General features: G+C 69.8%; 28 protein-coding genes, 1 tRNA gene and 1 riboswitch. Of the genes, 9 read left to right on the plus strand and 20 right to left on the minus strand.

What is annotated here, in order from left to right:
* Positions 1-26: 26 nt before the first annotated feature.
* The 3 genes from OG472_RS18395 to OG472_RS18405 all read right to left on the minus strand — a co-directional run bounded on the left by OG472_RS18395 (position 27) and on the right by OG472_RS18405 (position 2,738).
* On the minus strand, positions 27-1,010 hold the full coding sequence (locus OG472_RS18395; RefSeq protein ID WP_405830316.1) for an ATP-binding cassette domain-containing protein: 984 nt from the start codon (positions 1,008-1,010) through the stop codon (positions 27-29).
* 2 nt (positions 1,011-1,012) lie between these two features.
* Positions 1,013-1,777, minus strand: coding sequence for an ABC transporter permease (locus OG472_RS18400; protein ID WP_401602510.1), 765 nt, complete (start codon positions 1,775-1,777; stop codon positions 1,013-1,015).
* Between the two features lie 157 nt (positions 1,778-1,934).
* The gene (locus OG472_RS18405) at positions 1,935-2,738 is read right to left on the minus strand and encodes an ABC transporter permease (RefSeq protein WP_401602299.1); all 804 of its coding nucleotides are present in this window, start codon (positions 2,736-2,738) and stop codon (positions 1,935-1,937) included.
* Between the two features lie 186 nt (positions 2,739-2,924).
* Here OG472_RS18405 and OG472_RS18410 point away from each other — a divergent pair, with 186 nt between their 5' ends.
* The gene (locus OG472_RS18410) at positions 2,925-5,393 is read left to right on the plus strand and encodes a transglycosylase domain-containing protein (protein WP_405830318.1); all 2,469 of its coding nucleotides are present in this window, start codon (positions 2,925-2,927) and stop codon (positions 5,391-5,393) included.
* A gap of 16 nt (positions 5,394-5,409) precedes the next feature.
* On the opposite strand, the gene OG472_RS18415 is transcribed toward OG472_RS18410, so the two are convergent.
* From OG472_RS18415 to OG472_RS18425, 3 genes are all read right to left on the minus strand, one after another.
* Positions 5,410-5,730: a DMT family transporter gene (locus OG472_RS18415; RefSeq protein ID WP_405830320.1), complete on the minus strand. Its 321-nt coding sequence runs from the start codon at positions 5,728-5,730 to the stop codon at positions 5,410-5,412.
* Positions 5,731-5,761: 31 nt separating this feature from the next.
* Positions 5,762-5,828, minus strand: a riboswitch (guanidine-III (ykkC-III) riboswitch).
* A gap of 66 nt (positions 5,829-5,894) precedes the next feature.
* On the minus strand, positions 5,895-6,236 hold the full coding sequence (locus OG472_RS18420; protein WP_030009035.1) for a co-chaperone GroES: 342 nt from the start codon (positions 6,234-6,236) through the stop codon (positions 5,895-5,897).
* A gap of 43 nt (positions 6,237-6,279) precedes the next feature.
* Positions 6,280-6,600: a DUF3618 domain-containing protein gene (locus OG472_RS18425; protein ID WP_405830322.1), complete on the minus strand. Its 321-nt coding sequence runs from the start codon at positions 6,598-6,600 to the stop codon at positions 6,280-6,282.
* 104 nt (positions 6,601-6,704) lie between these two features.
* Here OG472_RS18425 and bcp point away from each other — a divergent pair, with 104 nt between their 5' ends.
* Both bcp and OG472_RS18435 read left to right on the plus strand, forming a co-directional pair.
* Positions 6,705-7,172: a thioredoxin-dependent thiol peroxidase gene (gene bcp, locus OG472_RS18430; protein WP_401602306.1), complete on the plus strand. Its 468-nt coding sequence runs from the start codon at positions 6,705-6,707 to the stop codon at positions 7,170-7,172.
* 191 nt (positions 7,173-7,363) lie between these two features.
* Positions 7,364-7,447, plus strand: a tRNA-Leu gene (locus OG472_RS18435).
* Positions 7,448-7,503: 56 nt separating this feature from the next.
* On the opposite strand, the gene rdgB is transcribed toward OG472_RS18435, so the two are convergent.
* The 4 genes from rdgB to OG472_RS18455 form a co-directional block, all read right to left on the minus strand.
* Entirely contained in the window at positions 7,504-8,118 is a 615-nt protein-coding gene (gene rdgB, locus OG472_RS18440) for an RdgB/HAM1 family non-canonical purine NTP pyrophosphatase (protein WP_401602308.1), read from the minus strand.
* 7 nt (positions 8,119-8,125) lie between these two features.
* A complete protein-coding gene (locus OG472_RS18445) occupies positions 8,126-8,506 on the minus strand; it encodes a hypothetical protein (RefSeq protein ID WP_401602310.1) in 381 nt (126 codons plus the stop codon).
* A gap of 105 nt (positions 8,507-8,611) precedes the next feature.
* Positions 8,612-9,337, minus strand: coding sequence for a ribonuclease PH (rph, locus tag OG472_RS18450; protein ID WP_030717976.1), 726 nt, complete (start codon positions 9,335-9,337; stop codon positions 8,612-8,614).
* Positions 9,338-9,444: 107 nt separating this feature from the next.
* The gene (locus tag OG472_RS18455; RefSeq protein WP_078893174.1) at positions 9,445-9,729 is read right to left on the minus strand and encodes a glucose PTS transporter subunit EIIB; all 285 of its coding nucleotides are present in this window, start codon (positions 9,727-9,729) and stop codon (positions 9,445-9,447) included.
* Positions 9,730-9,908: 179 nt separating this feature from the next.
* Between OG472_RS18455 and OG472_RS18460 the strand changes: the two genes are divergently transcribed.
* Both OG472_RS18460 and OG472_RS18465 read left to right on the plus strand, forming a co-directional pair.
* Positions 9,909-11,204 carry a PTS transporter subunit EIIC gene (locus OG472_RS18460; protein WP_401602313.1) on the plus strand — a complete coding sequence of 432 codons (1,296 nt, stop codon included), beginning with the start codon at positions 9,909-9,911 and terminating at the stop codon, positions 11,202-11,204.
* A 312-nt stretch (positions 11,205-11,516) separates the two neighbouring features.
* Positions 11,517-12,743 carry a PTS transporter subunit EIIC gene (locus OG472_RS18465; protein WP_401602512.1) on the plus strand — a complete coding sequence of 409 codons (1,227 nt, stop codon included), beginning with the start codon at positions 11,517-11,519 and terminating at the stop codon, positions 12,741-12,743.
* A 76-nt stretch (positions 12,744-12,819) separates the two neighbouring features.
* On the opposite strand, the gene OG472_RS18470 is transcribed toward OG472_RS18465, so the two are convergent.
* Positions 12,820-13,572, minus strand: a complete 753-nt coding sequence (locus OG472_RS18470) for an MBL fold metallo-hydrolase (RefSeq protein ID WP_383567828.1) — start codon at positions 13,570-13,572, stop codon at positions 12,820-12,822.
* A 239-nt stretch (positions 13,573-13,811) separates the two neighbouring features.
* On the opposite strand from OG472_RS18470, the gene OG472_RS18475 reads away from it, so the two are divergent.
* Both OG472_RS18475 and OG472_RS18480 read left to right on the plus strand, forming a co-directional pair.
* On the plus strand, positions 13,812-14,231 hold the full coding sequence (locus tag OG472_RS18475; protein WP_401602315.1) for a hypothetical protein: 420 nt from the start codon (positions 13,812-13,814) through the stop codon (positions 14,229-14,231).
* 5 nt (positions 14,232-14,236) lie between these two features.
* On the plus strand, positions 14,237-14,584 hold the full coding sequence (locus OG472_RS18480) for a DUF488 domain-containing protein (RefSeq protein ID WP_401602514.1): 348 nt from the start codon (positions 14,237-14,239) through the stop codon (positions 14,582-14,584).
* Between the two features lie 118 nt (positions 14,585-14,702).
* On the opposite strand, the gene OG472_RS18485 is transcribed toward OG472_RS18480, so the two are convergent.
* The 7 genes from OG472_RS18485 to clpS form a co-directional block, all read right to left on the minus strand.
* A complete protein-coding gene (locus OG472_RS18485) occupies positions 14,703-15,653 on the minus strand; it encodes a cysteine synthase (RefSeq protein WP_361770606.1) in 951 nt (316 codons plus the stop codon).
* Positions 15,653-15,940 carry a MoaD/ThiS family protein gene (locus OG472_RS18490; RefSeq protein ID WP_319728248.1) on the minus strand — a complete coding sequence of 96 codons (288 nt, stop codon included), beginning with the start codon at positions 15,938-15,940 and terminating at the stop codon, positions 15,653-15,655. Before OG472_RS18490 ends, OG472_RS18485 begins: the two co-directional genes overlap by 1 nt.
* A gap of 89 nt (positions 15,941-16,029) precedes the next feature.
* Positions 16,030-16,137, minus strand: coding sequence for a putative leader peptide (locus tag OG472_RS18495; RefSeq protein ID WP_312847437.1), 108 nt, complete (start codon positions 16,135-16,137; stop codon positions 16,030-16,032).
* Positions 16,138-16,214: 77 nt separating this feature from the next.
* Entirely contained in the window at positions 16,215-16,637 is a 423-nt protein-coding gene (locus tag OG472_RS18500) for a Mov34/MPN/PAD-1 family protein (protein ID WP_405830325.1), read from the minus strand.
* A 144-nt stretch (positions 16,638-16,781) separates the two neighbouring features.
* On the minus strand, positions 16,782-18,221 hold the full coding sequence (locus tag OG472_RS18505; protein WP_401602318.1) for an amino acid permease: 1,440 nt from the start codon (positions 18,219-18,221) through the stop codon (positions 16,782-16,784).
* 369 nt (positions 18,222-18,590) lie between these two features.
* The gene (locus OG472_RS18510; protein WP_327414240.1) at positions 18,591-19,193 is read right to left on the minus strand and encodes a DUF2017 domain-containing protein; all 603 of its coding nucleotides are present in this window, start codon (positions 19,191-19,193) and stop codon (positions 18,591-18,593) included.
* The gene (clpS, locus tag OG472_RS18515) at positions 19,193-19,507 is read right to left on the minus strand and encodes an ATP-dependent Clp protease adapter ClpS (protein ID WP_030717942.1); all 315 of its coding nucleotides are present in this window, start codon (positions 19,505-19,507) and stop codon (positions 19,193-19,195) included. The genes OG472_RS18510 and clpS overlap by 1 nt, the downstream gene beginning before the upstream one ends.
* A gap of 80 nt (positions 19,508-19,587) precedes the next feature.
* On the opposite strand from clpS, the gene OG472_RS18520 reads away from it, so the two are divergent.
* The gene (locus tag OG472_RS18520) at positions 19,588-20,916 is read left to right on the plus strand and encodes a nicotinate phosphoribosyltransferase (RefSeq protein WP_401602320.1); all 1,329 of its coding nucleotides are present in this window, start codon (positions 19,588-19,590) and stop codon (positions 20,914-20,916) included.
* Between the two features lie 270 nt (positions 20,917-21,186).
* Positions 21,187-21,843, plus strand: coding sequence for an isochorismatase family protein (locus OG472_RS18525; protein WP_405830327.1), 657 nt, complete (start codon positions 21,187-21,189; stop codon positions 21,841-21,843).
* Here the strand turns inward: OG472_RS18525 and OG472_RS18530 are convergent.
* Positions 21,840-22,142, minus strand: coding sequence for a hypothetical protein (locus OG472_RS18530; RefSeq protein ID WP_383567848.1), 303 nt, complete (start codon positions 22,140-22,142; stop codon positions 21,840-21,842). The genes OG472_RS18525 and OG472_RS18530 overlap by 4 nt on opposite strands.
* A gap of 112 nt (positions 22,143-22,254) precedes the next feature.
* The gene (locus OG472_RS18535; protein WP_401602324.1) at positions 22,255-24,615 is read right to left on the minus strand and encodes an immune inhibitor A domain-containing protein; all 2,361 of its coding nucleotides are present in this window, start codon (positions 24,613-24,615) and stop codon (positions 22,255-22,257) included.
* Positions 24,616-24,714 lie beyond the last annotated feature (99 nt).

A 24,714-nucleotide genomic window follows, 5' to 3' on the forward strand; every position in this document is an offset into this window, starting at 1 on the left:
GGTTTTCCCCTGACCGAGCCGAAGGATCAGCCGCGGCCCGCGTACATGCGCGCGATCACGTCCTCGATGTCCGGCTCCCGCACCGACAGGTCCACCAGCGGGTAGTCCGCCGCCACCGCCGCCACCAGCGGGGCCGCCGACGTCCCCGCCGGGAACGCCAGCCACTGCCGCGGACCCTCCACCTTCACCACCCGCGCACCCGCCACCTCGATCGGCGCGAGTTCCCGCTCCAGGTCCACCACCAGGGTCCGCTCGCTCTCCCCCGCCGAACCCGCCGAGCCCGCCGCGTGCAGACCCTCCAGCGCCCCGTCGTACATCAGCCGCCCGTGGTCGATCACCATCACCCGCTCGCACAGCTGCTCGATGTCCTGGAGGTCGTGCGTGGTCAGCAGCACCGTCGTCCCGAGCTCCTCGTTCAACTGCCGCAGGAATCCCCGTACCTTCGCCTTGCTCACCACGTCGAGCCCGATCGTCGGCTCGTCCAGGTACAGCACCTCCGGATCGTGCAGCAGCGCCGCCGCGATGTCCCCGCGCATCCGCTGCCCGAGCGACAGCTGCCGCACCGGCACGTCGAGCAGCTCCGCCAGGTCCAGCCGGTCCACGCAGCGCTCCAGGTTCTCCGCGAACCGCGCCGCCGGGATCCGGTACATCCGCCGCATCAGCCCGTACGAGTCCTTCAGCGGCAGGTCCCACCACAGCGTGGTGCGCTGCCCGAAGACCACCCCGATCCGGTGCGCGAGGCGCATCCGCTCCCGCGACGGGTCGATGCCCGCGACCCGCAGCCGGCCGCCGCTCGGGGTCAGGATGCCGGTCAGCATCTTGATCGTGGTCGACTTGCCGGCGCCGTTGGGCCCGATGTAGCCGACCATCTCGCCCCGGGCGACCTCGAAGCTGATCCCGTCCACCGCCCTCACCCGGCGTTTCTCCCGGCGCATCAGGCTCACCCGGCGCCGTACGTCGAAGACCTTCTCGACCCCGTCCAGCGAGATCAGCGCATCCGTGTCAGCCACAGCTAGCTCCCCGTGCTTCGGTACGAACGGACTCCCGCGCGCCACGCCAGCGACGCGGGCAGGAACACCACGAAGGCCACCAGCGGGCTCAGGTACGCGACCCACCCGGGCAGTCCCAGCGGATCGGGCCGCCCCAGCACGTGCAGCGCGGGCAGCCAGTTGACGAAGGCGAGCGGCACGATGAAGGTGACCCCGCGCAGCAGGTCCTTCCCGAAGACCGTCGGCGGGTACTGCAGCATCGTGCAGCCGCCGTAGGTGAAGGAGTTCTGCACCTCCGCCGCGTCCCCGGCGACGAACTGGAAGGCCGCCCCGGTCACCATCACCGCCGCGAAGATCGCCGCCCCGGCCACGATCATCACGGGCACCATCAGCACCTTCCCGGCCGTCCAGTCCACGTCCAGGGTCCAGAGCGCCCAGCCCAGCACCCCGAGCCCCTGCACGACCCGCCCCAGCCGGCGCAGCGCGAACCGGTCCGCCGCCACCTGCGCGAGCACCGGGACCGGACGCACCAGCATCGTGTCCAGCGAGCCGTCCCGGATCCGGGCGCCGATCCGGTCGGTGTTCCCCATCAACAGGTCCGCCAGGCCCAGGGAGGCCGAGCAGGACCCGTACAGGAGGGCGATCTCGGGCAGCGTGAAGCCCCCGAGGACGTCCACGTGGGAGAACATGATGAAGATCGCGACGAAATCGAGGAGGGTGATCGCCGCGTTCCCGAAGGCCGACAGCGCGAAGGACGTCCGGTACGTCATCGTCGACCGGATCCACATCGCCACGATCAGCCCGTAGCCGCGCAGCCCCTCCCGGGCCTCCCGCACCCGATCGCGCCCGCCACGCGGCCGGGCTCCCAGGGCCGCCAACTCCCGCCCCGGCAGCACCTCGACGGCCCCGGCCGCCACCGCCCCCGCCGCCTCCACGGCCTCCACCTCAGCCACCCTGGACCACCACCTTCCGCGTCGCCGCCGACTGCAGCAGCCGCCCGGCGCCCAGCAGTACGAGCGCCCACCCGGCCTGGAACCCCAGCGCCCCGGCCGCGCCCCCGGCCCCCGCGTGCTTGCCCAGCAGGACGTCCATCGGAACCTGCAGCATCGCCGCCCACGGCAGGACGCGCACGAACTCGCCGAAGCCGCCCGGGAAGACGGTCAGCGGCAGCAGCATCCCGGAGAAGAAGATCGAGACGACGGTGGCCATCATGTTGATCCCGGACCCGTCCATCAGCCAGAAGGCGAGCAGCCCCAGCAGGTAGCGCACCGCGAAACTCACCACCAGTCCGAGCGCGACGGAGAGCAGGAACAGCAGCCAGCGCAGCGGATCGGCCGGCAGCGCCAGCCGGAACGCCAGCGCACCCACCACCAGCGGGACCAGCCCGCGCCCCAGCAGCTGGAATCCCGCCCGGCCCATGTCGGCCGCGAGCCACCACATCTGGAGGTCCGCCGGCCGGTACAGGTCGACGGCGATGTCGCCCGTGCGCACCCGCTCCTGGATCTCCTCCTGGAAGCCGCCCCCGATCAACGCCCCCGCGGCGAGAAGCGACTGGCTCACCCACACGAAGGTCAGGGCCTGCGCCTGGTCGTAGCCGCCGAGCCCCGGACGCTCGTCCCACAGCGCGATGTACGTGTACGCGACGATGAAACCGAACGTGGTGTTGGTGAAGACCCCGGCCGCGGTCGCCGTCCCGTAGGTGGCGTACCGCCTGAACCCCCCTGCCGCGACCGCCAGGTAGAGACGCACTCTCCGGCGCACCGTATCCCTCCGTTTTCCACGTCGTTCCTACGTCGGCCAAAGCGCGCGAGCTTAGTGCGGAGGGGCGATCCACGCGACCGATTTACGCCCGTCCGGAGCGGAATCACCGGCCATCGGGTAGACACCATGAGGTACAGAAGTGGATATTTCGAACGGCGTCGAGGAGTCCTGGAGATGAGCGACCAGTCACCACCCCCGGGCTGGACCCCTCGCGACCCGGACACCCCGCCCGAAGCACGGCGACCACCGGCGAACCAGCGGCCCCGGCAGCAGCCGCAAGCCGAGCCGCAACCCCGCCCGCCCGCACCGGGGAAGAAGCCCCGCCCGAAGCGGACCGGCTGGCGCCGCCTCATCCCCACCTGGCGCATGGTCCTGGGCGCCGTCCTGCTCCTGGCCCTGCTCATCGGCGGCGCCCTCGTGGCCGGCTACCTGCTGGTCGACATCCCGCCGGCCAACGCCGCCGCCACCGCCCAGTCCAACGTCTACCTCTACTCCGACGGCTCCCAGATCGCCCGCGACGGCGAGGTCAACCGCGTCAACGTGCCGCTCTCCCAGATCCCGCGGACCGTACAGGAAGCCGTACTGGCCGCCGAGGACCGGGACTTCTACTCCGAACGGGCCGTGGACCCCAAGGCGATGCTCCGCGCCGCCTGGAACACCGCGACCGGCAAGGGCACCCAGTCCGGCTCCACCATCACCCAGCAGTACGTCAAGAACTACTACCTGGGCCAGGAACAGACGATCAAACGGAAGGTCAAAGAGTTCTTCATCGCGATCAAACTCGGCCGCGAGAAGTCGAAGAACTACATCCTCGAGGGCTACCTGAACACCAGCTACTTCGGCCGCAACGCCTACGGCATCCAGGCCGCCGCCCAGGCCTACTACGGCAAGGACGTCAGCAACCTCACCACCGCCGAGGGCGCCTACCTCGCCACCCTCCTCAACTCCCCCAGCGCCTTCGACGTGGTCGCCCACCCCCAGAGCCGCCCCCGCGCCCTCGCCCGCTGGAACTACGTACTCGACGGCATGGTCAAGAAGGGCTGGCTGTCCGAGACCGAGCGCGCCGCGACGCAGTTCCCCGAGCCCGGCAAGGTCCGCGCGGCCGCCGGACTCTCCGGCCAGCGCGGCTACCTCGTCGAGGCCATCAAGGACTACATCGTCGAGAACAAGATCCTCGACGACAAGACCCTCGCCGAGGGCGGCTACCGCATCACCTCCACCATCGACAAGCGCCGCCAGAACGCCTTCGTCGCCGCCGTCGACGAGCAGATGATCGGCAAACTCGACCCCGAAACGCGCAAGGCGGACCGGCTCGTGCGGGCCGGCGGGGTCTCCATCGACCCGGCCACCGGCAAGGTCGTCGCCATGTACGGCGGCATCGACTACACCAAGCAGTACGTCAACAACGCGACCCGGCACGACTACCAGGTCGCCTCCACCTTCAAGCCGTTCGTCTTCGCGTCCGCGGTCGAGAACGACTCCCGTACCCAGGACGGCCGCCGGATCACCCCGAACACCGTCTACAACGGCGACAACAGGCGCCCGGTCGTCGGCGGCCGGATCCGCTTCAACCCCGAGAACGAGGGCCAGGTCTCGTACGGGAACATCACCGTCAACACCGCCACCGACCTCTCCGTCAACGCCGTATACGCGCAGATGGCGGTCGACGTCGGCACCGGCAAGGTCAAGCGGACCGCCATCGACCTCGGCATCCCCGAGGACACCCCGAACTTCGTTCCGGGCCCCGCCATGGCGCTCGGCACGATGCAGGCCAGCGTCCTGGACATGACCCAGGCCTACGCGACCCTCGCCGACCACGGCCGCCGCACCCCGTACACCTTCCTGGAGAAGATCACCAAGGGCGGCGACACGATCGGCCTGCCCGAGCGCACCCCCACGCAGACCATCAGCCGCGAAGCCGCCGACACCACCACCTCCATGCTGGTCAGCGTCGTGGACAACGGCACCGGTACGGCCGCCCTCGCCGCCGGCCACCCGGCCGCCGGCAAGACCGGCACCGGCGAACTGGACCGCTCGGCCTGGTTCGCGGCCTACACCCCGAACCTCGTCACGGTCGTCTCGATGATGGGCCAGGACCCGGACACCGGAACCCTGCAGTCGCTCTACGGCGCCCTCGGCGAAGCCCGTATCGGCGGTGGCGGCTACCCGGCCCGTATCTGGGCCGCGTACACGAAGACCGCCCTGGAGGGCACCGACCCCGTCGACTTCGACCTGGAACTCCAGCCGGGCGCGGCGCAGCCCCCGCCACCCTCACCGGAATCAAACCCTCCGCAGGAGACGCCGGACGACGAGTTCACGCCCGCGCCCCCGGTACGTCCGAGCCCGCCGACGGGCGGACAGACCCAGGGCGGCCGCGACAACGGCGGCCAGAACCAAGGGGGTCAGAACAACGGCGGCCAGAACCAGGGAGGACAGGACAACGGCGGCCAGAACAACGGAGGACAGACCCAGGGCGGTCAGAACAACGGGGGCCAGGACAACGGCGGGCAGACGCAGGGCGGTCAGGACAACGGCGGCACCACCCAGGGCACCCAGGGCACCCAGGGAACGACGGGCACCCAGGGCGCCGACGGCGGGCCGGCCGCAGGCCTGCGCCCTCCGCCGTCGGCGTTCCTCGAATGACCGCCGGCGCCGGCGGTCAGTGACCGGAGGTGACCTTCAGCCCCACCACGGCGACCAGCAGCAGACAGATGAAGAAGATCCGGGAGGCGGTGACGGGCTCGCCCAGCACCGCCATACCGAGCACGGCCGCGCCGGCGGCGCCGATGCCCACCCACACTCCGTACGCGGTACCGATGGGCAGGGTCTTCGCGGCGTAGGACAGCAGCACCATGCTGGTGACGATCCCGGCGCCCGTGAACACAGTGGGCCAGAGCCGGGTGAAGCCCTCGGTGAATTTCATGCCGATCGACCAGCCGACTTCGATCACACCGGCGACAACAAGAAGAACCCAGGCCATGACGGCACCTCCGAGACATCGAGCGATACGGGGTGCGTCGTCTTGTCGTACCCGGTACGGCGCGTCTCGTCGGGTTCTCCTCCACCGTAGCAAAACGCAGCGAAAAGGGCCGGTGACCAAGGCCACCAGCCCTTCTGCGGATCAGCTCGGGAACGCGCGCACGCTCACAGGTACAGGCCGGTGGAGTCCTCCGACCCCTCCAGCCGCTCCGCGGCCACGGCGTGCAGGTCCCGCTCGCGCATCAGCACGTACGTCGCGCCCCGCACCTCGACCTCGGCACGGTCCTCGGGGTCGTACAGGACCCGGTCCCCGGGCTCGACCGTCCGTACGTTCTGCCCGACCGCGACCACCTCGGCCCAGGCCAGCCGCTTGCCCACCGCGGCCGTCGCCGGAATCAGGATGCCGCCGCCCGAGCGGCGCTCGCCCTCCGGCAGGTCGGACTTCACGAGCACGCGGTCGTGCAGCATGCGGATGGGCAGCTTGTCGTGGGTGGTGTTCTCGCTCACGACCCGAACCTACCTGCCCGCGCCCGCCCCGTCCCGCTCAGGGTCACGCGCGCCTGCGTCGTGCCGACAGGACAACCACACCGACGAGACCCACCGCGAGCAGGGCGACCGGCACGATCCGCTCGGGGCGCGGCGTCCCGTCGTCGTTGCGCAGGCCGTCCCGCAGATCCGTCACGATGCGGTTCACCGCGGCGAAGGCCCGCCCGGCCGTGTGGTCGACGGTCGAGGCGACCCGGGCCCGCGCATCCCCGATGATCGTCTTCGGGTGCACACGCACGCCGATCTCGTCGAGCGTCTCGGCGAGCTGCTCGCGGCGGCGGACGATGTCCGCCTCGATCTGTGCGGGAGTCCTGGCTTCGGGCACCGCGCTGCCTCCGTCGTCGTGGTCCGGTGGGGGGTAGTCCCCGGTGAACAGTCTGTCAGCTTAGTCTCGAGACGTACCGATCCCCTCTTGAGGAGACTGTCCAGATGAGCGAGCGACTCCAGCCGGGCGACACCGCCCCCGCCTTCACCCTGCCCGACGCGGACGGCAACGAGGTCTCGCTCGCCGACCACAAGGGCCGCAAGGTGATCGTCTACTTCTACCCGGCCGCCCTGACCCCGGGCTGCACGAAGCAGGCCTGCGACTTCACGGACAATCTGGACGTCCTGGCCACGGCCGGCTACGACGTCATCGGCGTCTCCCCGGACAAGCCGGAGAAGCTGGCGAAGTTCCGCGAGAAGGAGAACCTGAAGGTCACCCTGGTCGGTGACCCGGAGAAGGAGACCCTGACGGCGTACGGCGCGTTCGGCGAGAAGAAGCTGTACGGCAAGACGGTCACCGGAGTCATCCGCTCCACGGTGGTCGTCGACGAGGCGGGCAAGGTCGAGCACGCCTTCTACAACGTCAAGGCCACGGGCCACGTAGCCAAGATCATCAAGGACCTGGGCATCTGACCCACCCACGCCCGACGCAGCGGCCCGCACCCCACCCGGTGCGGGCCGCTCTGCTTCCGGATGAAACCTGCGCCCCAACTGCCACTCGTTGACGGACACGTGGTGCCGAAACCCTCATGCCAAGGCTCCCACCCTCCCCGTAGACTGAGCGCAGCCCGATCGGACTCGATGTCCGAATTGGGCGACATGTTGCGGTTGTGGTGGAATTGGCAGTCACGCTGGGTTTAGGTCCCAGTGGGGTAAAACCCGTGGGGGTTCGAGTCCCCCCAACCGCACGTCAACACCGAAGGCCCCGTACCGGTTGCGTACGGGGCCTTCGGCGTGTCGGGCGTCAGGTCAGGAGGGCGCGGACGAACGGGACGAGGGCGCGGAAGGCCTGGCCTCGGTGGGAGATGGCGTTCTTTTCCGCCGGGGTGAGTTCCGCGCAGGTACGGGATTCGCCCAGGGGCTGGAGGATCGGGTCGTAGCCGAAGCCGCCCGTGCCGGACGGGGTGTGGCGGAGGGTGCCCAGGAGGCGGCCCTCGACGACTCGTTCCGTGCCGTCGGGGAGGGCGAGGGCGGCCGCGCAGAAGAAGTGCGCGCCGCGGTGCTCGTCGGCGATGTCCCCGAGCTGGGCCAGCAGGAGGTCGAGGTTCGCCTTGTCGTCTCCGTGCGTGCCGGCCCAGCGGGCCGAGAAGATGCCGGGGGCGCCGTTCAGGACGTCCACGCAGAGGCCGGAGTCGTCGGCGACCGCCGGGAGGCCGGTGGCCTGCGCGAGGGCGTGCGCCTTGAGGAGGGCGTTCTCGGCGAAGGTGACCCCGGTCTCCTTGACGTCCGGGATCTCCGGGTACACGTCCGCGCCGACCAGCTCGTGAGGCAGGCCGGCTTCGGACAGGATGGCGTGGAGTTCGGAGACTTTGCCCGCGTTGCGGGTGGCCAGGATCAGGCGGCTGGGCGTCGAGGTCATGCGCCCATTATCCCGGGGTGCAGACCTTGGAGATCTCGCTGGCCGCGTCCGCGACGGGCTGGATGTCCGGGACGCTATTGCCGCTCTCGATGGAGGTGCGGACGTTCTTCACGGCCGTGTTCATCGAGTCGATGGCCTTGCCAAGGTCGGCGTTGTCCGTCTGGTCGCCGATCTTCTTGAGGTTCGTCTCGATCTGGTCGAGCGCGTTCTGGGCGTCCTGCGGGCTGTTGCCCGCCTGGGAGACCGCCTGCTGGAGGTCGTTCGCGCCGTCGGTGATGGCCACCGCCGTGTTCGCGCAGTCCATCGCCGTGGAGATCGCGTCGCAGGCGGACAGGGCCGGGACGGTCAGTACGGCGGCCACGGCTATGGCCGCGATGCGGAGCTTCATGCGGTTCTCCCCGGGAGCAGGATTGGGATGCGTGGACGGGCGCACGGCTGTGACACCGTGCGCCCGTGTCTTCCTAGACGCCGGGCCGGGCCCGGCGGTTGCCGCCTAAAGTTCGAGTGCGCCCAGCTGGATGGCTTCCAGGTCCGCGCAGCCGCCGGCGGCGAGGTCGAGGAGGGCGTTCAGTTCCTTGCGGTCGAAGGGCTCGCCCTCGGCGGTGCCCTGGACCTCGACGAAGCGGCCGTCGCCGGTGCAGACCACGTTCATGTCCGTCTCGGCGCGCACGTCCTCCTCGTAGCAGAGGTCGAGGAGCGGGACGCCGTCGACGATGCCGACGCTGACGGCGGCGACGGTGCCGGTGAGCGGCTTGCGGCCGGCCTTGATGAGCTTCTTCTGCTGGCCCCAGGCGACGGCGTCGGCGAGCGCCACGTAGGCGCCGGTGATGGCGGCGGTGCGGGTGCCGCCGTCGGCCTGGAGGACGTCGCAGTCCAGGACGATGGTGTTCTCGCCGAGGGCCTTGTAGTCGATGACGGCGCGCAGCGAGCGGCCGATGAGGCGGGAGATCTCGTGGGTGCGGCCGCCGATCTTGCCGCGTACGGATTCGCGGTCGCCGCGGGTGTTGGTGGAGCGCGGCAGCATCGAGTACTCGGAGGTGACCCAGCCTTCGCCGCTGCCCTTGCGCCAGCGCGGGACGCCTTCGGTGAAGGAGGCGGTGCAGAAGACCTTGGTGTCTCCGAAGGAGATGAGGACGGAGCCCTCGGCGTGCTTGCTCCATCCGCGTTCGATGGTGACCGGGCGGAGCTGTTCGGGCGTACGGCCGTCGATGCGAGACATGGCTCCGAGCCTAGTCCCTGCGGTGGAACGCGAAGACCCCGTCCGGGTGGTTCCGGGACGGGGTCCGCTGTGGTGTGGGGCGTGGGGCCCGGGCTAAGGGATCCGGCTCACATCATGTCTTCGATGTCGGCGGCGATCGGGTCGGCGTCGGTGCCGATGACGACCTGGATCGCGGTGCCCATCTTGACGACGCCGTGGGCGCCGGCGGCCTTGAGCGCGGCTTCGTCGACGAGGTCGGGGTTGACGACCTCGGTGCGCAGGCGGGTGATGCAGCCCTCGACCTCTTCGATGTTGTCGATGCCGCCGAGCCCGGCGACGATCTTCTCAGCCTTGGTGGCCATGTGTTTCTCCCTGAGTGTTTCGAAGAACGAGTCTCGGCGCGGCCGGTACATGGAGAGCCACCTGTGCGGTCCGCTTTGTCACGGTAACGCACGGTTGGCGCATCTATGCGAGCGCATGACCGGTCTCTGCCGAATGATGACGATCAGCAGCAACCTGCCCACAACTGGTCTACACCAGTGTGCCGTAAGTGTTGCGGCAGCCAAAAACGGGCCGGTCAGGGAGGACGCCGATGAGCGCGAGCAGCGCCGCCACAGTGCCACGGCCGAAGAGGCGGAACACCCTGTACCAGGGGCTGCAGAAGATGGGGCGGAGCCTGCAACTGCCGATCGCCGTCCTCCCCGCGGCGGGCATCCTCAACCGGCTCGGCCTGATCAACGCCGAGGGGGACGGCGTCTGGCCGCAGATCGCCAAGGTCATGGCCGCCGCGGGCGGCGCCCTGCTCAACGCCGACCTGGGCCTGCCGCTCCTCTTCTGCGTCGGCGTCGCGATCGGCATGGCCAAGAAGGCCGACGGCTCGACGGCACTGGCGGCGGTGGTCGGCTTCCTCGTCTACCGCAGCGTCCTGCGCGCGTTCCCCACGGCCTGCCCCGTGGGGACCAAGGACATCGGGGGCGGCTGCCTGGGGCCGGACGACAGCTTCGCCGAGTACACCTTCCAGAATCCGGGGGTCTTCGGCGGCATCATCATGGGCCTGCTCGCCGCCTGGTGCTGGCAGCGCTACCACCGGGTCAAGCTGGTGGACTGGCTCGGCTTCTTCAACGGCCGCCGGCTGGTCCCGATCATCATGACCTTCGTCGCGATCGCCTTCGCCGCACTCTGCCTGTGGATCTGGCCGCCGATCGGCGCCGGGCTGGAGAGCTTCTCCGACTGGCTGGTGGGCCTGGGCTCCTGGGGCGCCGGCATCTTCGGCGTCGCGAACCGTGCGCTGCTGGTGATCGGCCTGCACCAGTTCCTGAACGTGCCGGTGTGGTTCCAGTTCGGCACTTACACCAAGCCGGACGGCCAGGTCGTGCACGGCGACATCCCGATGTTCCTGGCGGGCGACCCGAACGCCGGGCAGTTCCTCTCCGGCTTCTTCCCGATCATGATGTTCGCCCTTCCCGCGGCGGCGCTGGCGATCACGCACTGCGCGAAGCCGAAGCGGCGCAAGGAGGTCGGCGGTCTGATGCTGTCGGTGGCGCTGACCTCGTTCGTCACGGGCATCACCGAGCCGCTGGAGTACTCCTTCCTCTTCGTGGCGCCCGCGCTGTACGTCATCCACGCGCTGCTGACGGGTGCCTCCATGGCGGTGACGTGGGCACTGGGTGTCCACGACGGCTTCAGTTTCTCGGCCGGTCTGATCGACTACTTCATCAACTGGAGCCTGGCGACGAAGCCCTGGTTGATCATTCCGATCGGCCTGGCCTTCGCCGTCGTCTACTACGCGGTCTTCCGCTTCGCGATCACGAAGTTCGACATCCCGACCCCGGGCCGGGAGTCGGACGAGGAGATCGAGGCGATGCAGGAGGAGACCACCAAGGCCTGAACCCGCCGCCCGACAGGGCTGGAACGCGGTCCGTCAAGGGCCCTCGGATCACGATCCGGGGGCCCTTCGGCATACCCCGGGACATGTGATCCAGGCCACAGGAAATCGAAGGTTCCTTATCTATCCCTCACCGTGTTACAACTGGTCTACACCACAATTGGTGTAGACCACGAGGCGCGTTCGAGCCCCCGTGTATCCCCCCTTTCTAAGACGTCGCCGTCCCCGTTTCCTCTGGCGGCGCCTTGCCCACTGGAGGACCTTGTGACCACGGCTGCCGCCCCCGCGGCCGAGAAGAAGAAGGGCGCTGGCGTGATGGCCGTCATGCAGCGCATCGGCCGGAGCCTCATGCTCCCCGTGGCCGTCCTGCCTGCCGGCGCTCTCCTGCTCCGCCTGGGCGCGGGTGACATGCTCGGCGACGCCGACGTCTTCCCCACGTTCGTGACCAAGATCGCCGGCTACATGGCCGCCGGTGGCGGCGCCATCCTCGAGAACATGGCGCTGCTGTTCGCCGTGGGCATCGCGATCGGCTTCGCCAAGAAGTCGGACGGCTCCACCGCGCTGGCCGCCGTGACCGGGTACCTGGTGTTCAAGAAGGTCCTCGCCACCTTCACCGACAGCAACCTGCCGCAGGTCGAGAAGGTCATCGACCACAAGGTCGCCCTGGTGGACGCCACGGTCGACGCCGGTGTCCTCGGCGGTGTCGTGATGGGCATCATCACGGCCCTGCTCTACCAGAAGTTCTACCGGACCAAGCTGCCGGACTGGGCGGGCTTCTTCGGCGGCCGCCGCCTCGTCCCGATCCTCTCCGCCCTCGCGGGCCTGCTCGCCGGCATCGTCTTCGGTCTCATCTGGCCGGTCCTCGGCACGGGTCTGCACAACTTCGGCGAGTGGCTCGTCGGTTCCGGCTCGGTCGGCGCGGGCATCTTCGGTGTCGCCAACCGTGCGCTCATCCCGATCGGCATGCACCACCTGCTGAACTCCTTCCCGTGGTTCCAGGCCGGTTCGTTCGACACCCCGACCGGCGCCGTCCACGGTGACATCGGCCGCTTCCTCGCCGGTGACCCGAGCGCCGGACAGTTCATGACCGGCTTCTTCCCGATCATGATGTTCGCCCTCCCGGCGGCCTGCCTCGCGATCGTGCACTGCGCCCGCCCCGAGCGCCGCAAGGTCGTCGGCGGCATGATGCTCTCCCTCGCGCTCACCTCCTTCGTCACCGGTGTCACCGAGCCGATCGAGTTCACCTTCATGTTCATCGCCCCGGTGCTGTACGCGATCCACGCGGTGCTGACCGGTATCTCGATGGCCCTGACCTGGGCCCTGGGCATGCGCGACGGCTTCGGCTTCTCGGCCGGCCTCGTCGACTTCCTGCTGAACCTGGGCATCGCGGAGAAGCCGTGGATGCTTGCGGGCGTCGGCCTCTGCTTCGCGGTGGTCTACTACGTCGTCTTCCGCTTCGCGATCGTCAGGTTCAACCTCCCGACGCCGGGCCGCGAGTCCGACGAGGAGCTCGCCGAGCTGCTGAAGGCCGAGGCCAAGTAGGCGACGCCGTACGCACGAAGGAGCCCCCGCTCTCCCGGAAGGGAGAGCGGGGGCTCCTCGTTGTCGTGGTGGGCCGTCAGACCTCGTAGACCGCGCCCGCGTACGCCAGGTCGACCCGGCCGCCGTAGACCGCGCGGGCGTCGGCGAGGTTCTGCGCCGCGTCCGTCCACGGCGGGATGTGCGTGAGGACGAGCCGGCCGACGTCGCCGCCGCGCGCGTACTCGCCGGCCTCGCGGCCGTTCAGGTGGAGGTCCGGGATGTCCTCCTTGCCGTGCGTGAAGGAGGCCTCGCAGAGGAAGAGGTCGGTGCCGTCGGCGAGCAGCCCCAGCTCGGGGCAGGCGCCGGTGTCCCCGGAGTACGTGAGCGAGCGGCCGCCGTGCTCGATGCGGATGCCGTACGACTCGACGGGGTGGGCGACCCGCTCGGTGCGGATCTGGAACGGCCCGATCTCGAAGTTCCCGGACTTCAGGGTGCGGAAGTCGAAGACCTCGCTCATCGAGCGCTCGTCGGGGACGTCGTCGTAGGCGGTGGTCAGGCGCCGCTCGGTGCCCTCGGGCCCGTAGACGGGGATGGTGCCGCAGCGGCCGCCCTCGTGCCGGTAGAAGCGGGCGACGAAGTACGCGCACATGTCGATGCAGTGATCGGCGTGCAGGTGGCTCAGGAAGATCGCGTCGAGGTCGTAGAGACCGCAGTGGCGCTGGAGATCGCCGAGTGCGCCGTTGCCCATGTCGAGGAGCAGCCTGAAGCCGTCGGCCTCGACGAGGTAGCTCGAACAGGCCGATTCCGCGGACGGGAACGACCCCGAACAGCCGACGACGGTGAGCTTCATGGAGCGTGAACCTCCGTGGACGGTCCGTGGACGGAATGCGGGCCGTGCGTGCGTCGAGCGTAAGGCGCGAAACGTCCGGTCGCTCCTCCGCGGCGGGCCGTTGTGGGGGAAGTCACCGCCTGCACCACTCATACCCAGTAATGGCAAGCGGTCAGGTGTACGGCCCTAGAGCAGACTGCCCATGCCGCCGTACGGGCGCGCCGGGTGCCGGGCGCCGGTGGCGCGGCTACGGTCGAGACATGGACACGTCCTGGTGGCCCGCGGTGGCTGCGGTCGTGGCAGTGGCGCTGGTGGTGCTGGTCGCCGGGGGACGGCTGGGGCTGCCCCGCCGGGCCCCGTCGGCGCACGGGTCCGGTCCGCCGCCGCATCCGCGCGCCGGAGAGCTGTGGTCCTTGGCGGACGGCCGGACGTGCCTGGTCCTGGCGGTCGAGTCGGTACGGGGCCACCGCGCGCGGGTCGCGTGGATCACCGGGAAGTACGACGACCGGCGGGCCGGGGTGATCCCGCTGCCGCCGGGGACGGTGGGGGCGCAGGGCCGGGCGGCCTTCCTGGAGGCGGACCGGCCGGCGGAGGTGTCGCTGTGGGAGTTCCGGACGCGGCGAGGGGTGCTGGACCCGGCGGTGTGGGACGAGATCAAGGGACTGGGAGGCGAGCGGTGAAACCGGTGATCCGCTTGCGGCGCGTGTACGACGCGCCGGAGCCGGGTGCGGACGGGGTACGGGTCCTCGTGGACCGGCTCTGGCCGCGGGGCCTGGCGAAGGAGGCGGCGGCGGTGGACGAGTGGCCGAAGGCGGTCACGCCGTCGAACGAGCTGCGCAAGTGGTTCCACGGGGGTGGCTCCGCCGGGGAGTTCCGGGAGCGGTACGAGGCGGAGCTGGCCGGGCCGGAGGCGGTGGCCGAGCTGGCGCGGCTCCGTTCGCTGGCCGGGGCGGGCCCGCTCACCCTCCTGACCGCGGTCAAGGACCCGGCCTCCAGCCATGCGGCCGTGCTCGCGGAGCTGCTGTCCGGCTGACCGGGCTCGACCCGGCCCCGGCCCCAACACGGACTCGGACCCGGCCCTGGTCACGACACGGCGCTCCGCGCCCGCGCCTCAAACGCCGGCGGGGCTGGAAATTCCGGCCCCGCCGGGGCTACGCCCAGAGTTGGCCCTGGAGGACCTCGATGGCCTCTTCGGTGGTCGCGGCCGTGTAGACGCCGGTCGAGAGGTACTTCCAGCCGCCGTCGGCCACGACGAAGACGATGTCCGCCGTCTCGCCCGCGGCCACCGCCTTGCGCCCGACGCCGATCGCCGCGTGCAGGGCGGCTCCCGTGGAGACGCCCGCGAAGATCCCCTCCTGCTGCAGCAGCTCCCGCGTGCGGGTCACCGCGTCCGCCGAGCCCACCGAGAAGCGGGTCGTCAGGACCGAGGCGTCGTACAGCTCGGGGACGAAGCCCTCGTCGAGGTTGCGCAGCCCGTACACCAGGTCGTCGTACCTCGGCTCCGCCGCGACGATCTTCACTCCGGGCACGTTCTCGCGCAGGTAGCGGCCGACGCCCATCAGGGTGCCAGTCGTGCCGAGGCCCGCCACGAAGTGGGTGATCGACGGGAGGTCGGCGAGGATCTCCGGGCCCGTGGTGGCGTAGTGCGCGCCCGCGTTGTCCGGGTTGCCGTACTGGTAGAGCATCACCCAGTCCGGGTGCTCCGCGGCCAGTTCCTTGGCCACCCGGACCGCGGTGTTCGAGCCGCCGGCGGCCGGCGACGAGATGATCTCGGCTCCCCACATGGCCAGCAGGTCGCGCCGCTCCTGGCTGGTGTTCTCCGGCATCACGCACACGATGCGGTAGCCCTTGAGCTTGGCCGCCATCGCCAGCGAGATGCCGGTGTTGCCCGAGGTCGGCTCCAGGATGGTGCAGCCGGGGTACAGCCGGCCGTCCTTCTCGGCCTGCTCGACCATGTGGAGCGCGGGGCGGTCCTTGATCGAGCCGGTCGGGTTGCGGTCCTCCAGCTTGGCCCAGATGCGGACGTCGTCCGAGGGCGACAGCCGGGGCAGCCGGACCAGCGGCGTGTTGCCGACCGCGGCCAGCGGGGAGTCGTAGCGCATTACTTCGATCCGCCGGCCACGGCCGGGAGGATGGTGACGCTGTCGCCGTCCTTGAGCGCGGTGGAGATGCCGTCGAGGAAGCGGACGTCCTCGTCGTTGAGGTAGACGTTCACGAAGCGGCGCAGTTCGCCGCCCTTGGCGTCGTCGACGATGCGCTCCTGGATGCCCTTGTGGCGGGTCTCCAGGTCGGCGAAGAGGTCGGCGAGGGTCGCGCCCTCACCGGAGACGGCCTTCTCGCCTTCGGTGTAGGTGCGGAGGATGGTGGGGATGCGGACCTCGATGGCCATGGCTGTCTCCAGTCGTCAGGGCGTAGGCAGGGGCGTGAGAACGTGCGGCGCGCGGTTCGTCGGCCCCCCGCGCAGAGGGGCTCTGGTGCTCAGACGGCAGGACAGATGGCGCTGGCGAGGCGGCACAGGTCGACGTGCAGCCGCGCCACGAGCAGCAGCCTGCCGGGCGTCTCGATGCTCACGTCGTGGGAAACCATGCGGTCATGTTAACGATTCCCGGTCCCGGGTTTGGAGTGTGATCCCGCATCGTGGACGCGGACCGCTCACATGATGGTCAGTAGGCCTCGACGACCTGCACTTCTTCCTCGGTGATCACGCCGTCGACGATCCGGTACGAGCGGAACTGGAACTCTCCGAGGCCGTCCTCGTCCGCCGTCGAGACGAGGACGTAGTGCGCGCCGGGCTCGTTCGCGTACGTGACGTCGGTGCGCGAGGGGTAGGCCTCGGTGGCGGTGTGCGAGTGGTAGACGATCACCGGCTCCTCGTCCCGGTCGTCCAGATCGCGGTAGAGCTTGAGCAGATCCTTCGAGTCGAACTCGTAGAACGTGGGCGAGCGGGCCGCGTTGAGCATCGGGATGAACCGCTCGGGGCGGCCGGTGCCGGCCGGGCCCGCCACGACGCCGCACGCCTCGTCGGGGTGGTCCTGGCGGGCGTGCTTGACGATCTGGTCGTACAGGGCCTGGGTGAGGGTCAGCATGAGCGACAGGATAAGCAGACGGGCCCTTCCGTACCGAGGAGTGGTACGGAAGGGCCCGCATGATGGACAGACCGGCCCGGGGCAACGCCCCGGGAGCACGGTTCCCGGCCGCGGCAGGCGGCCGGGAACCGCGGTCTCCGGGTGCTAGGAGGCCTTGGTGAAGGCCGCGCCGCGCGGGTCGCGGGACTTCATGACCAGGTAGGAGACGCCGAGGATCAGACCCCACAGCGGGGCGCAGTACAGCGAGACGCGGGAGTCCTTGTCGGCGCCCATCATCACGATGACCATGCCGATGAAGAGCAGCGCGAACCAGCTCGTGTACGGGGCGCCGGGGGCGCGGAACGCGGACTGCGGCAGCTCGCCGCGGTCGGCCTTGGCCCGGTAGCGGATCTGGCAGACCAGGATCATGATCCAGGCCCACATGCCGGAGATGGTGGCGAAGGAGACGACGTAGTCGAAGGCCTTGCCCGGGGCGACGTAGTTGATCCAGACGCCCACCAGCATCAGCGCGGCGGAGAAGGTGGTGCCGACCAGCGGGGTGCCGCTCTTGGTGAGCTTGGTGAAGACCTTCGGGCCCTGGCCGTTGATCGCGAGGTCGCGGAGCATGCGGCCGGTGGAGTACATGCCCGAGTTGCAGGAGGACAGCGCGGCGGTCAGCACGACGAAGTTGACGATCGCGGCGCCGATGCCGAGGCCCATGCGCTCGAAGGCGGCGACGAAGGGCGAGACGCCCGGCTGGAAGTGCGTCCACGGGACGACCGACAGGATCATGATCAGTGCGCCGACGTAGAAGACGGCGATGCGCCACGGCACGGTGTTGATGGCCTTGGGCAGGGTCTTCTCGGGGTCCTTGGACTCGCCGGCGGTGACGCCGACCAGCTCGACCGCGAGGAAGGCGAACATGACGATCTGCAGGGTCATCAGCGTGCCGCCGATGCCCTTGGGGAAGAAGCCGCCGTCGTTCCACAGGTTGGTGACGGTGGCGGTGTCGGCCGCGTCGGAGAAGCCGATGGTGAGGATGCCGGCGCAGATCAGGATCATGCCGACGATGGCGGTGACCTTGACCATGGAGAACCAGAACTCCAGCTCACCGAAGAGCTTCACGGAGATCAGGTTGGCGGCGTAGAGGATGACGGTGAAGATCAGCGCGTAGGCCCACTGCGGGAAGCTGTCGTGGGTCCAGTACGACATGTACTGCGCGGCGGCCGTGACCTCGGTGATGCCGGTGACCACCCAGAACAGCCAGTACGTCCAGCCGGTGACGTATCCCCAGAACGGGCCCAGGAACTCGCGGGCGTAGTCCGAGAAGGAGCCGGAGACGGGGCGGTACATGAGCAGCTCGCCCAGGGCCCGCATGATGAAGAAGATGACCAGGCCCGCGATCGCGTAGGCCAGGATCAGGCTGGGGCCGGCCTTGGAGATCGCCTTGCCGGCGCCCAGGAACAGGCCGGTGCCGATGGCTCCGCCGATCGCGATCATCTGGATCTGCCGGGCGCCGAGCGTGCGGTGGTAGCCCTCGCCGCCCTCGCCCTGTGTGCCCTCGCCGGGCGTCTTGCCGTGCTGCTCGACCTGCACAGAGGTCATGTCTGGTGCGCCTTTCTCCACGCCGACCCGCGCCTTCATTGGCTGCGGATCGGGTCCTCGATCCCCCCGGATACGGATGGAGTTGCACGCCGGCGGTCCGCCGGTCCAAGCGAGCCGGGGGACATGGGTGGCGTCCCTTCGGCAGTCGTGAAGATTTATCACGTGCTTACGGCTGCCCGAGGGGGAGAAATGTGGCGCAGGGCACCAAAAATTCAGGACAAAGATGATCGAACAGATCAGATCACCGCATGGCGGTGATCTGATCGTTATCCGGATTTGAGCGTCCGCTGAGCGAACGCCGTACCCGCTTGAGGATCTTCAGAGGATCTTGGACGGCCCGCAGCGGGCCGCACGGTCACAGCGCTCGGGTCACAGGGTCTCGATGAGCGTCTCCTGCAGGCCGCCCAGCCAGAGGTACGCCATCACCATCGGCTTGCGCGGGTCGTCGTCCGGCAGCCGGAACAGCGCCGCGCTCTCGTCGTCCTCGGTGATGTCGAGGCGGGCCGCGAGGGTCAGGCGCAGGTCGTTGAGGGCGCCGAGCCAGCGCAGCGGCAGCTCGCCGGTCAGCTCCAGCACCGCCGCCCCGTCGCCGGCCGGGGTGAGCCCGTCCAGGCTGCGTACGACGGCCAGCGCGTCCTCCCGCTTGCGGGTGCGCAGGTCGTTCTCGGTGAAGCGGCGGAACTCCGCGGAGTGCGCGCGCAGCTCCTCCGGGTCCTCCTTGGGCCCCGGCCCGTCCGGGCCTCCGTAGGCGTCGGGGAAGAGCCGGGCCAGCGCCGGGTCGGTCGGAGGCTCGGAGGGTCCCTCGGCGAACAGCGCGGCGAGCGGGTCGGCGTCCTCGGCGGGCTCCGGCTCGCCGGGGCCGATCAGTTCGAGCATCTGGACGGCCAGGGAGCGCAGGATGGAGATCTCGATCTCGTCGAGCGCGATGGCGGCGCCGCCGCCGCCCTTCAGGGGCTGGAACGTGCCGCCCATCAGTTGCGGTCCTGGGAGAGGGTCGCCCACAGGCCGTAGCCGTGCATGGCCTGCACGTCGCGCTCCATTTCCTCGCGGGTGCCGCTGGACACGACCGCCCGCCCCTTGTGGTGGACATCGAGCATCAGCTTGTGCGCCACGTCCTTCGAATAGCCGAAGTACGCCTGGAACACGTACGCCACGTAGCTCATGAGGTTGACCGGGTCGTTGTGCACCAGGGTCACCCAGGGGACGTCGGGTTCGGGGACCGCGAAGGTCTCTTCGGCGGATTCGGTGCGTTCGATCTCTACAGGAGCAACACTCACTTGTCCCATGCTGCCACCGTGACGGGCCCGTCGCACAAACGGGTCCTAGATCTCGTCACTTTGACGAGATGTGCGCTAGCATCCGTGACATGAACCCTGCGGACCTGGGCCTGCCGGTGGACGTGCCGTCGACAGCGCTCTTCACGGACCATTACGAGCTCACGATGCTGCAGGCCGCCCTGGCCAACGGCACCGCCGACCGCCGCTCGGTCTTCGAGGTCTTCACCCGGCGGCTGCCCGAGGGGCGCCGTTACGGGGTCGTCGCGGGAACCGGGCGGGTGCTCGACGCGGTGGAGAACTTCCGCTTCGACAGTGCGGTGCTGGAGTTCCTGCGCGAGCGGGCCGTCGTCGACATGCGGACCCTGGACTGGCTGTCCTCGTACCGCTTCTCCGGCGACATCTGGGGCTACCCGGAGGGGGAGGTCTACTTCCCCGGATCGCCGATCCTGCGGGTCGAGGGCAGCTTCGCCGAGTGCGTGCTGCTGGAGACCGTGATCCTGTCGATCCTCAACCACGACTCGGCGATCGCCGCGGCCGCCTCCCGGATGTCCTCGGCGGCGGGCGAACGCCCGCTGATCGAGATGGGCGCGCGGCGCACGCACGAACTGGCGGCGGTGGCCGCGTCGCGGGCCGCGTACGTGGGCGGCTTCGCCTCGACCTCGGACCTGGCGGCCGGCTTCCGGTACGGGATCCCGACGGTCGGCACGAGCGCGCACGCCTTCACGCTGGTGCACGACAGCGAGCGGGACGCCTTCACCGCGCAGGTGGCCTCGCTGGGGCGGGGCACCACCCTCCTGGTGGACACCTACGACGTGGCCGAGGCCGTCCGCACCGCCGTCGAGGTGGCCGGCACCGACCTCGGCGCGGTCCGGATCGACTCCGGCGACCTGCTGCTGGTCGCCCACCGGGTGCGGCAGCAGCTGGACGAGCTGGGGGCGACGGCGACGAAGATCGTGGTCACCTCGGACCTGGACGAGTACGCCATCGCCTCGCTGGCGGCGGCGCCCGTGGACGCGTACGGCGTGGGCACCCAGCTGGTGACGGGCAGCGGGCACCCGACGTGCTCGATGGTCTACAAGCTGGTGGCGCGGGCCGTCTCCGCGGACCCCAAGGCGGCGCTGGCTCCGGTGGCGAAGAAGTCCTCGGGCGGCAAGACCTCCATCGGCGGCCGCAAGTGGGCGGCGCGGCGGGTGGACGCGGAGGGCGTCGCCGAGGCGGAGGTCGTCGGGACCGGGCCGGTCCCGTCGGCCCTGGCCGACCACCAGCTCCTGACCCAGCTGGTCAAGGCCGGCGAGGTGGTCGCCCGCGAGCCGCTGGAGGCCGCGCGCGAACGCCACCGCGCCGCCCTCGCGCGGCTGCCGCTCTCCGCGACGCAGCTCTCGCGCGGCGAGGCCGTGCTCCCGACGGAGTACGCCTAGCCGGGGCTCCGCCCCGGACCCCCCACGGCGCTCCGCGCCCGCGCCTCAAACGCCGGCGGGGCTGGATCTGGCCGGGGCCGCCTGCCGGGCGCGGCTGGAGCTGCCCGCAGGGCAATCTCAGCCCCGCCGGCGTTTGAGGCGCGGGGGTCTGGGGGCAGAGCCCCCACGCGGCGCAGCCGCCATGCAGCACAGCGGGAAGGGGCGGGGTGGGGGAAGAGCCCCCGCAGGGCCCCGCCGCCGCACAGAGACATCGAGCCGAAGGACAACGTCATGCACCGCGCACTGATCGTCGTCGACGTACAGAACGACTTCTGCGAAGGCGGCAGCCTCGCGGTCACCGGCGGAGCCGACGTCGCCGCCGCCGTCACCGAGTACATCGGCCAGGCCACGCCCGCGTACCGGCACGTCGTCGCCACCCGGGACCACCACATCGATCCCGGTGCCCACTTCGCGCACCCCCCGGCGGAGCCGGACTTCGAGACCTCCTGGCCCGTCCACTGCGTCGCCGGGACCGAGGGCGTGGGCTTCCACCCGAACTTCGCCCCCGCCGTGGCCTCGGGCGCCGTCGCCGCCGTCTTCGACAAAGGCGCGTACGAGGCCGCGTACAGCGGCTTCGAAGGCGCCGACGAGAACGGGGCGACGCTCGGCCAGTGGCTGCGGGACCGGCAGGTCACCGAGGTGGACGTGGTCGGGATCGCCACCGATCACTGCGTCCGGGCCACCGCCCTCGACGCCGCCCGCGCCGGCTTCGGCACCCGCGTCCTGCTAGACCTGACGGCCGCCGTCGCCCCGCACACCACCGCACGGGCCCTGGAGGAGCTCCGTGCGGCGGGGGTGACCCTGGTGGGCCACAAGGCGGGCCGGGACGGCCACGAGGGCGCCCAGGGCGGCCAGGACGCGGCCGGGGGCGCCCAGGGGCCGTCCTAGGTCCCCAGCAGGGCCCGGATGGGGTGCCAGAGCTCCTGCGCACGGTCGGGCGCGCCGCGCCACAGCAGGCCGTCCGGATGGTGCAGGACGGCCGTGACCTCGTCCGGCGTCGGCGGGTGCGCGTTGCCCCGCAGGTACACGGCCCGCATCCCGAGGTTCCGCAGCCTGGTCAGGGCGCGGGCCCGGTTCGCGGCGTGCACCAGAACACGGACATTTCCGCCTTCTCCGCACGGCCTCGGCAGCGTGAGCGCTACGACCACGCTGCCGCCTGGCAATCTGACGAAACCTCCATCGGGCATGGCTGTCATCTCCCCCGTCAATAAGAAACTCGTACCGGGCATCTAAACGCGATCGGCCGCCGCCCGCTAGAGGGCGACGGCCGATCACGCTTTGACCTGCGGTTTTACCGAATTACTTCGAGGAGGGACCCACCTCGACGGTCATGACCTCACCGTCGTAGGTCTCCTTCAGGATCTTGATCTTGGTGTTGGTGTCAGTGACCTTCACCGATCCGGTCGGGTTCTCGTCGTAGAAGTACTTGCCCTTGTGGTCGTCGAAGACCAGGTTGGCGGGCTTCGGCTTCAGGAAGAGCGACTCGCCGTTCTTGTGCAGCGTGAACGCGTCCGTCGAGTAGGCGCTGAAGGTCGCGTCGTACGGCTGGATCTTGTTCCGCAGCAGGGTGCCGTCGGCCCACTTCATGGGCTTGGCGTTGGCGTCGATCGGGAGGATCAGACCCTGGCCCGGGTGGGCGCTGGTGTTGTTGTCCTTCTGGCTGGTGTCCCACTGCCAGATGAGCAGGCCGTCCTGGTACGGGTAGTGCTCGACCCAGTCGGGCTTGGTGTTGCCGAAGCCGAAGTTGTACGGGCCGACCTTGAGGGTCTTGTCGTACGAGACGTAACGGCGGTTCTCGGCCAGGTAGTACTGCGCGTACTCCTTGGTGAAGCTGGCGCCGATGCGGGAGAAGCCCTTGCCGGTCCAGCCGTTGTCGCCGTTCTCGGCGCCGTCGGTGAACAGCGCGGAGCCGTTCGCGGTGAGGGTCACGGCGTCGGCGGTGAAGCCCTTGCCGCCCGCGCCGCCGTCCGTCTGGTAGCGGAAGCGGAGGTCGACCTTCTTGCCCGCGTAGGCGTCGAGCGGGAAGTTCAGCGACTTCCAGGCACCCGAGACACCGGTGAGCGACGGGCTGCCGGAGGCGTCGGCCGGGATGGCCGTGCCGTCGGCGGTGCCGGCGAGGGCGGTCCAGGTGGCGCCGCCGTCCGTGGACACCTCGGTGTAGAGGTAGTCGTAGTCGGCCTCGATGTCCCACCAGCCCTTGAGGGACAGCGCGGCGGACGTCTTGCCCGTCAGGTCCACCGACCGGGTGAGGGTGTTCTTGAGGTCGTCACCCATGCCGCTCCACCACTGGGCGGAACCCTCGGCGGGCGCGACGACCTCGGTCTTGACCTGCTTCTTCGGCAGGTTGACGACCAGGCCCTGCTTGTCCTTGGTGTTGAACTCCGCCACGCCCAGCTTGTGGGTGGACTTCGTCGCGGCCTTCGCCGTGTCGTAGTTCAGCCAGCCCAGCTGGAGCTTGTCCCAGGCGGTCATGTCGCCCGGGAGGTCGCCGATGGAGTCCTTGCCCGTGCCGAGCCAGGAGCCGGCCGACATCAGGGACCAGAAGCCGACGCTGTTCTCGCCGCCACCGGAGGTGTCGTAGAGGTCGGGCAGGCCGAGGTCGTGGCCGTACTCGTGCGCGAAGACGCCGAGGCCGCCGTTCTCGGGCTGCATCGTGTAGTCGCCGACCCAGATGCCGGAGTCACCGATCTGGGTGCCGCCGGCCTTGTTGTTCTCCGGGCCGGTCTTGCCCGCCGCGGTGCCGTAGGCGTACCAGCGGTGCGCCCACAGCGCGGTCGTGCCCTGCACGCCGCCGCCGGCCGACTCGTCCTCGCCCGCGTGGACGATCTGGAAGTGGTCGATGTAGCCGTCGGGCTCGTTGAAGTTGCCGTCGCCGTCGAAGTCGTAGCGGTCCCAGAGGTCGTACTGGGCCAGCTTCGCCTTGATCTCGGCGTCGGTCTTCCCGGCCTTCTTCTGGGCCTCCACCCACGCGGTGACGCCGTCCTTGACGGTGTCCCACACGTTGGAGCAGTTGGTCTGGCCGCAGTAGTTGGAGCCGTAACGGCCCTCGTTGTACGGGACCTTGACCCAGTCGGCGACCTCGCCCTCGACCGAGTAGCGGCCCGAGGAGGTCTTCTCGTAGTAGGTCTTCAGCGAGTCCTTGCCCTGACCCGACGCGAAGTACAGGTCCTGGAAGTAATCGCGGCTGAAGTCCTTGCGCCAGGCGGTGCTGTTGTCCTTCGCACGGTCCGGCTCGGCGATCGTGTTGTGCAGCGGACCGGGGGTGCCGCCGTACTTCGGAACCGCCGGCTTCGGGCCGGGGCCGTCCGGGTCGAACATGGTCGTGTTGTCGACCTGGTCGCCGAACTCGACGAGGATCGTGAAGATCTTGTCGGTCTTCTCGCGGCCGAGCTCGACGTACTTCTTGTCGTCGAGCTTGACGACCTTGGAGGCGCCGCGCTGCTCGACGTCCTTCTTGCCCTGGAGCACCTGGTCCAGGGCGGCCTTGCGCTGCTGGGCCTGCTGCTCGCTGAACGGGCCCTTCAGGTCGTGCTCGACGACCTTGGCAGGAGCGGTCGGGTCCTGCCGGTCCGCCGCGGGAGCCGGGGCGGCCGAGGCCTTGCCCTCGGCCTGGGCCGCGGTGACGGTGAAGAAGGTGGCGCTTGTCGCACAAGCAGCCATGGTCACGGTGACGGCGGCAGCGCGTATCGCACGCCGTCTGGCGGAATTGCTGGTCACTTGATGTCGTTCCCCTCCCGCGGCCGCGACGTAGGTCGGAAC

This window comes from Streptomyces sp. NBC_00207 (assembly GCF_045160965.1).
Taxonomy (GTDB): Bacteria; Actinomycetota; Actinomycetes; order Streptomycetales; family Streptomycetaceae; genus Streptomyces.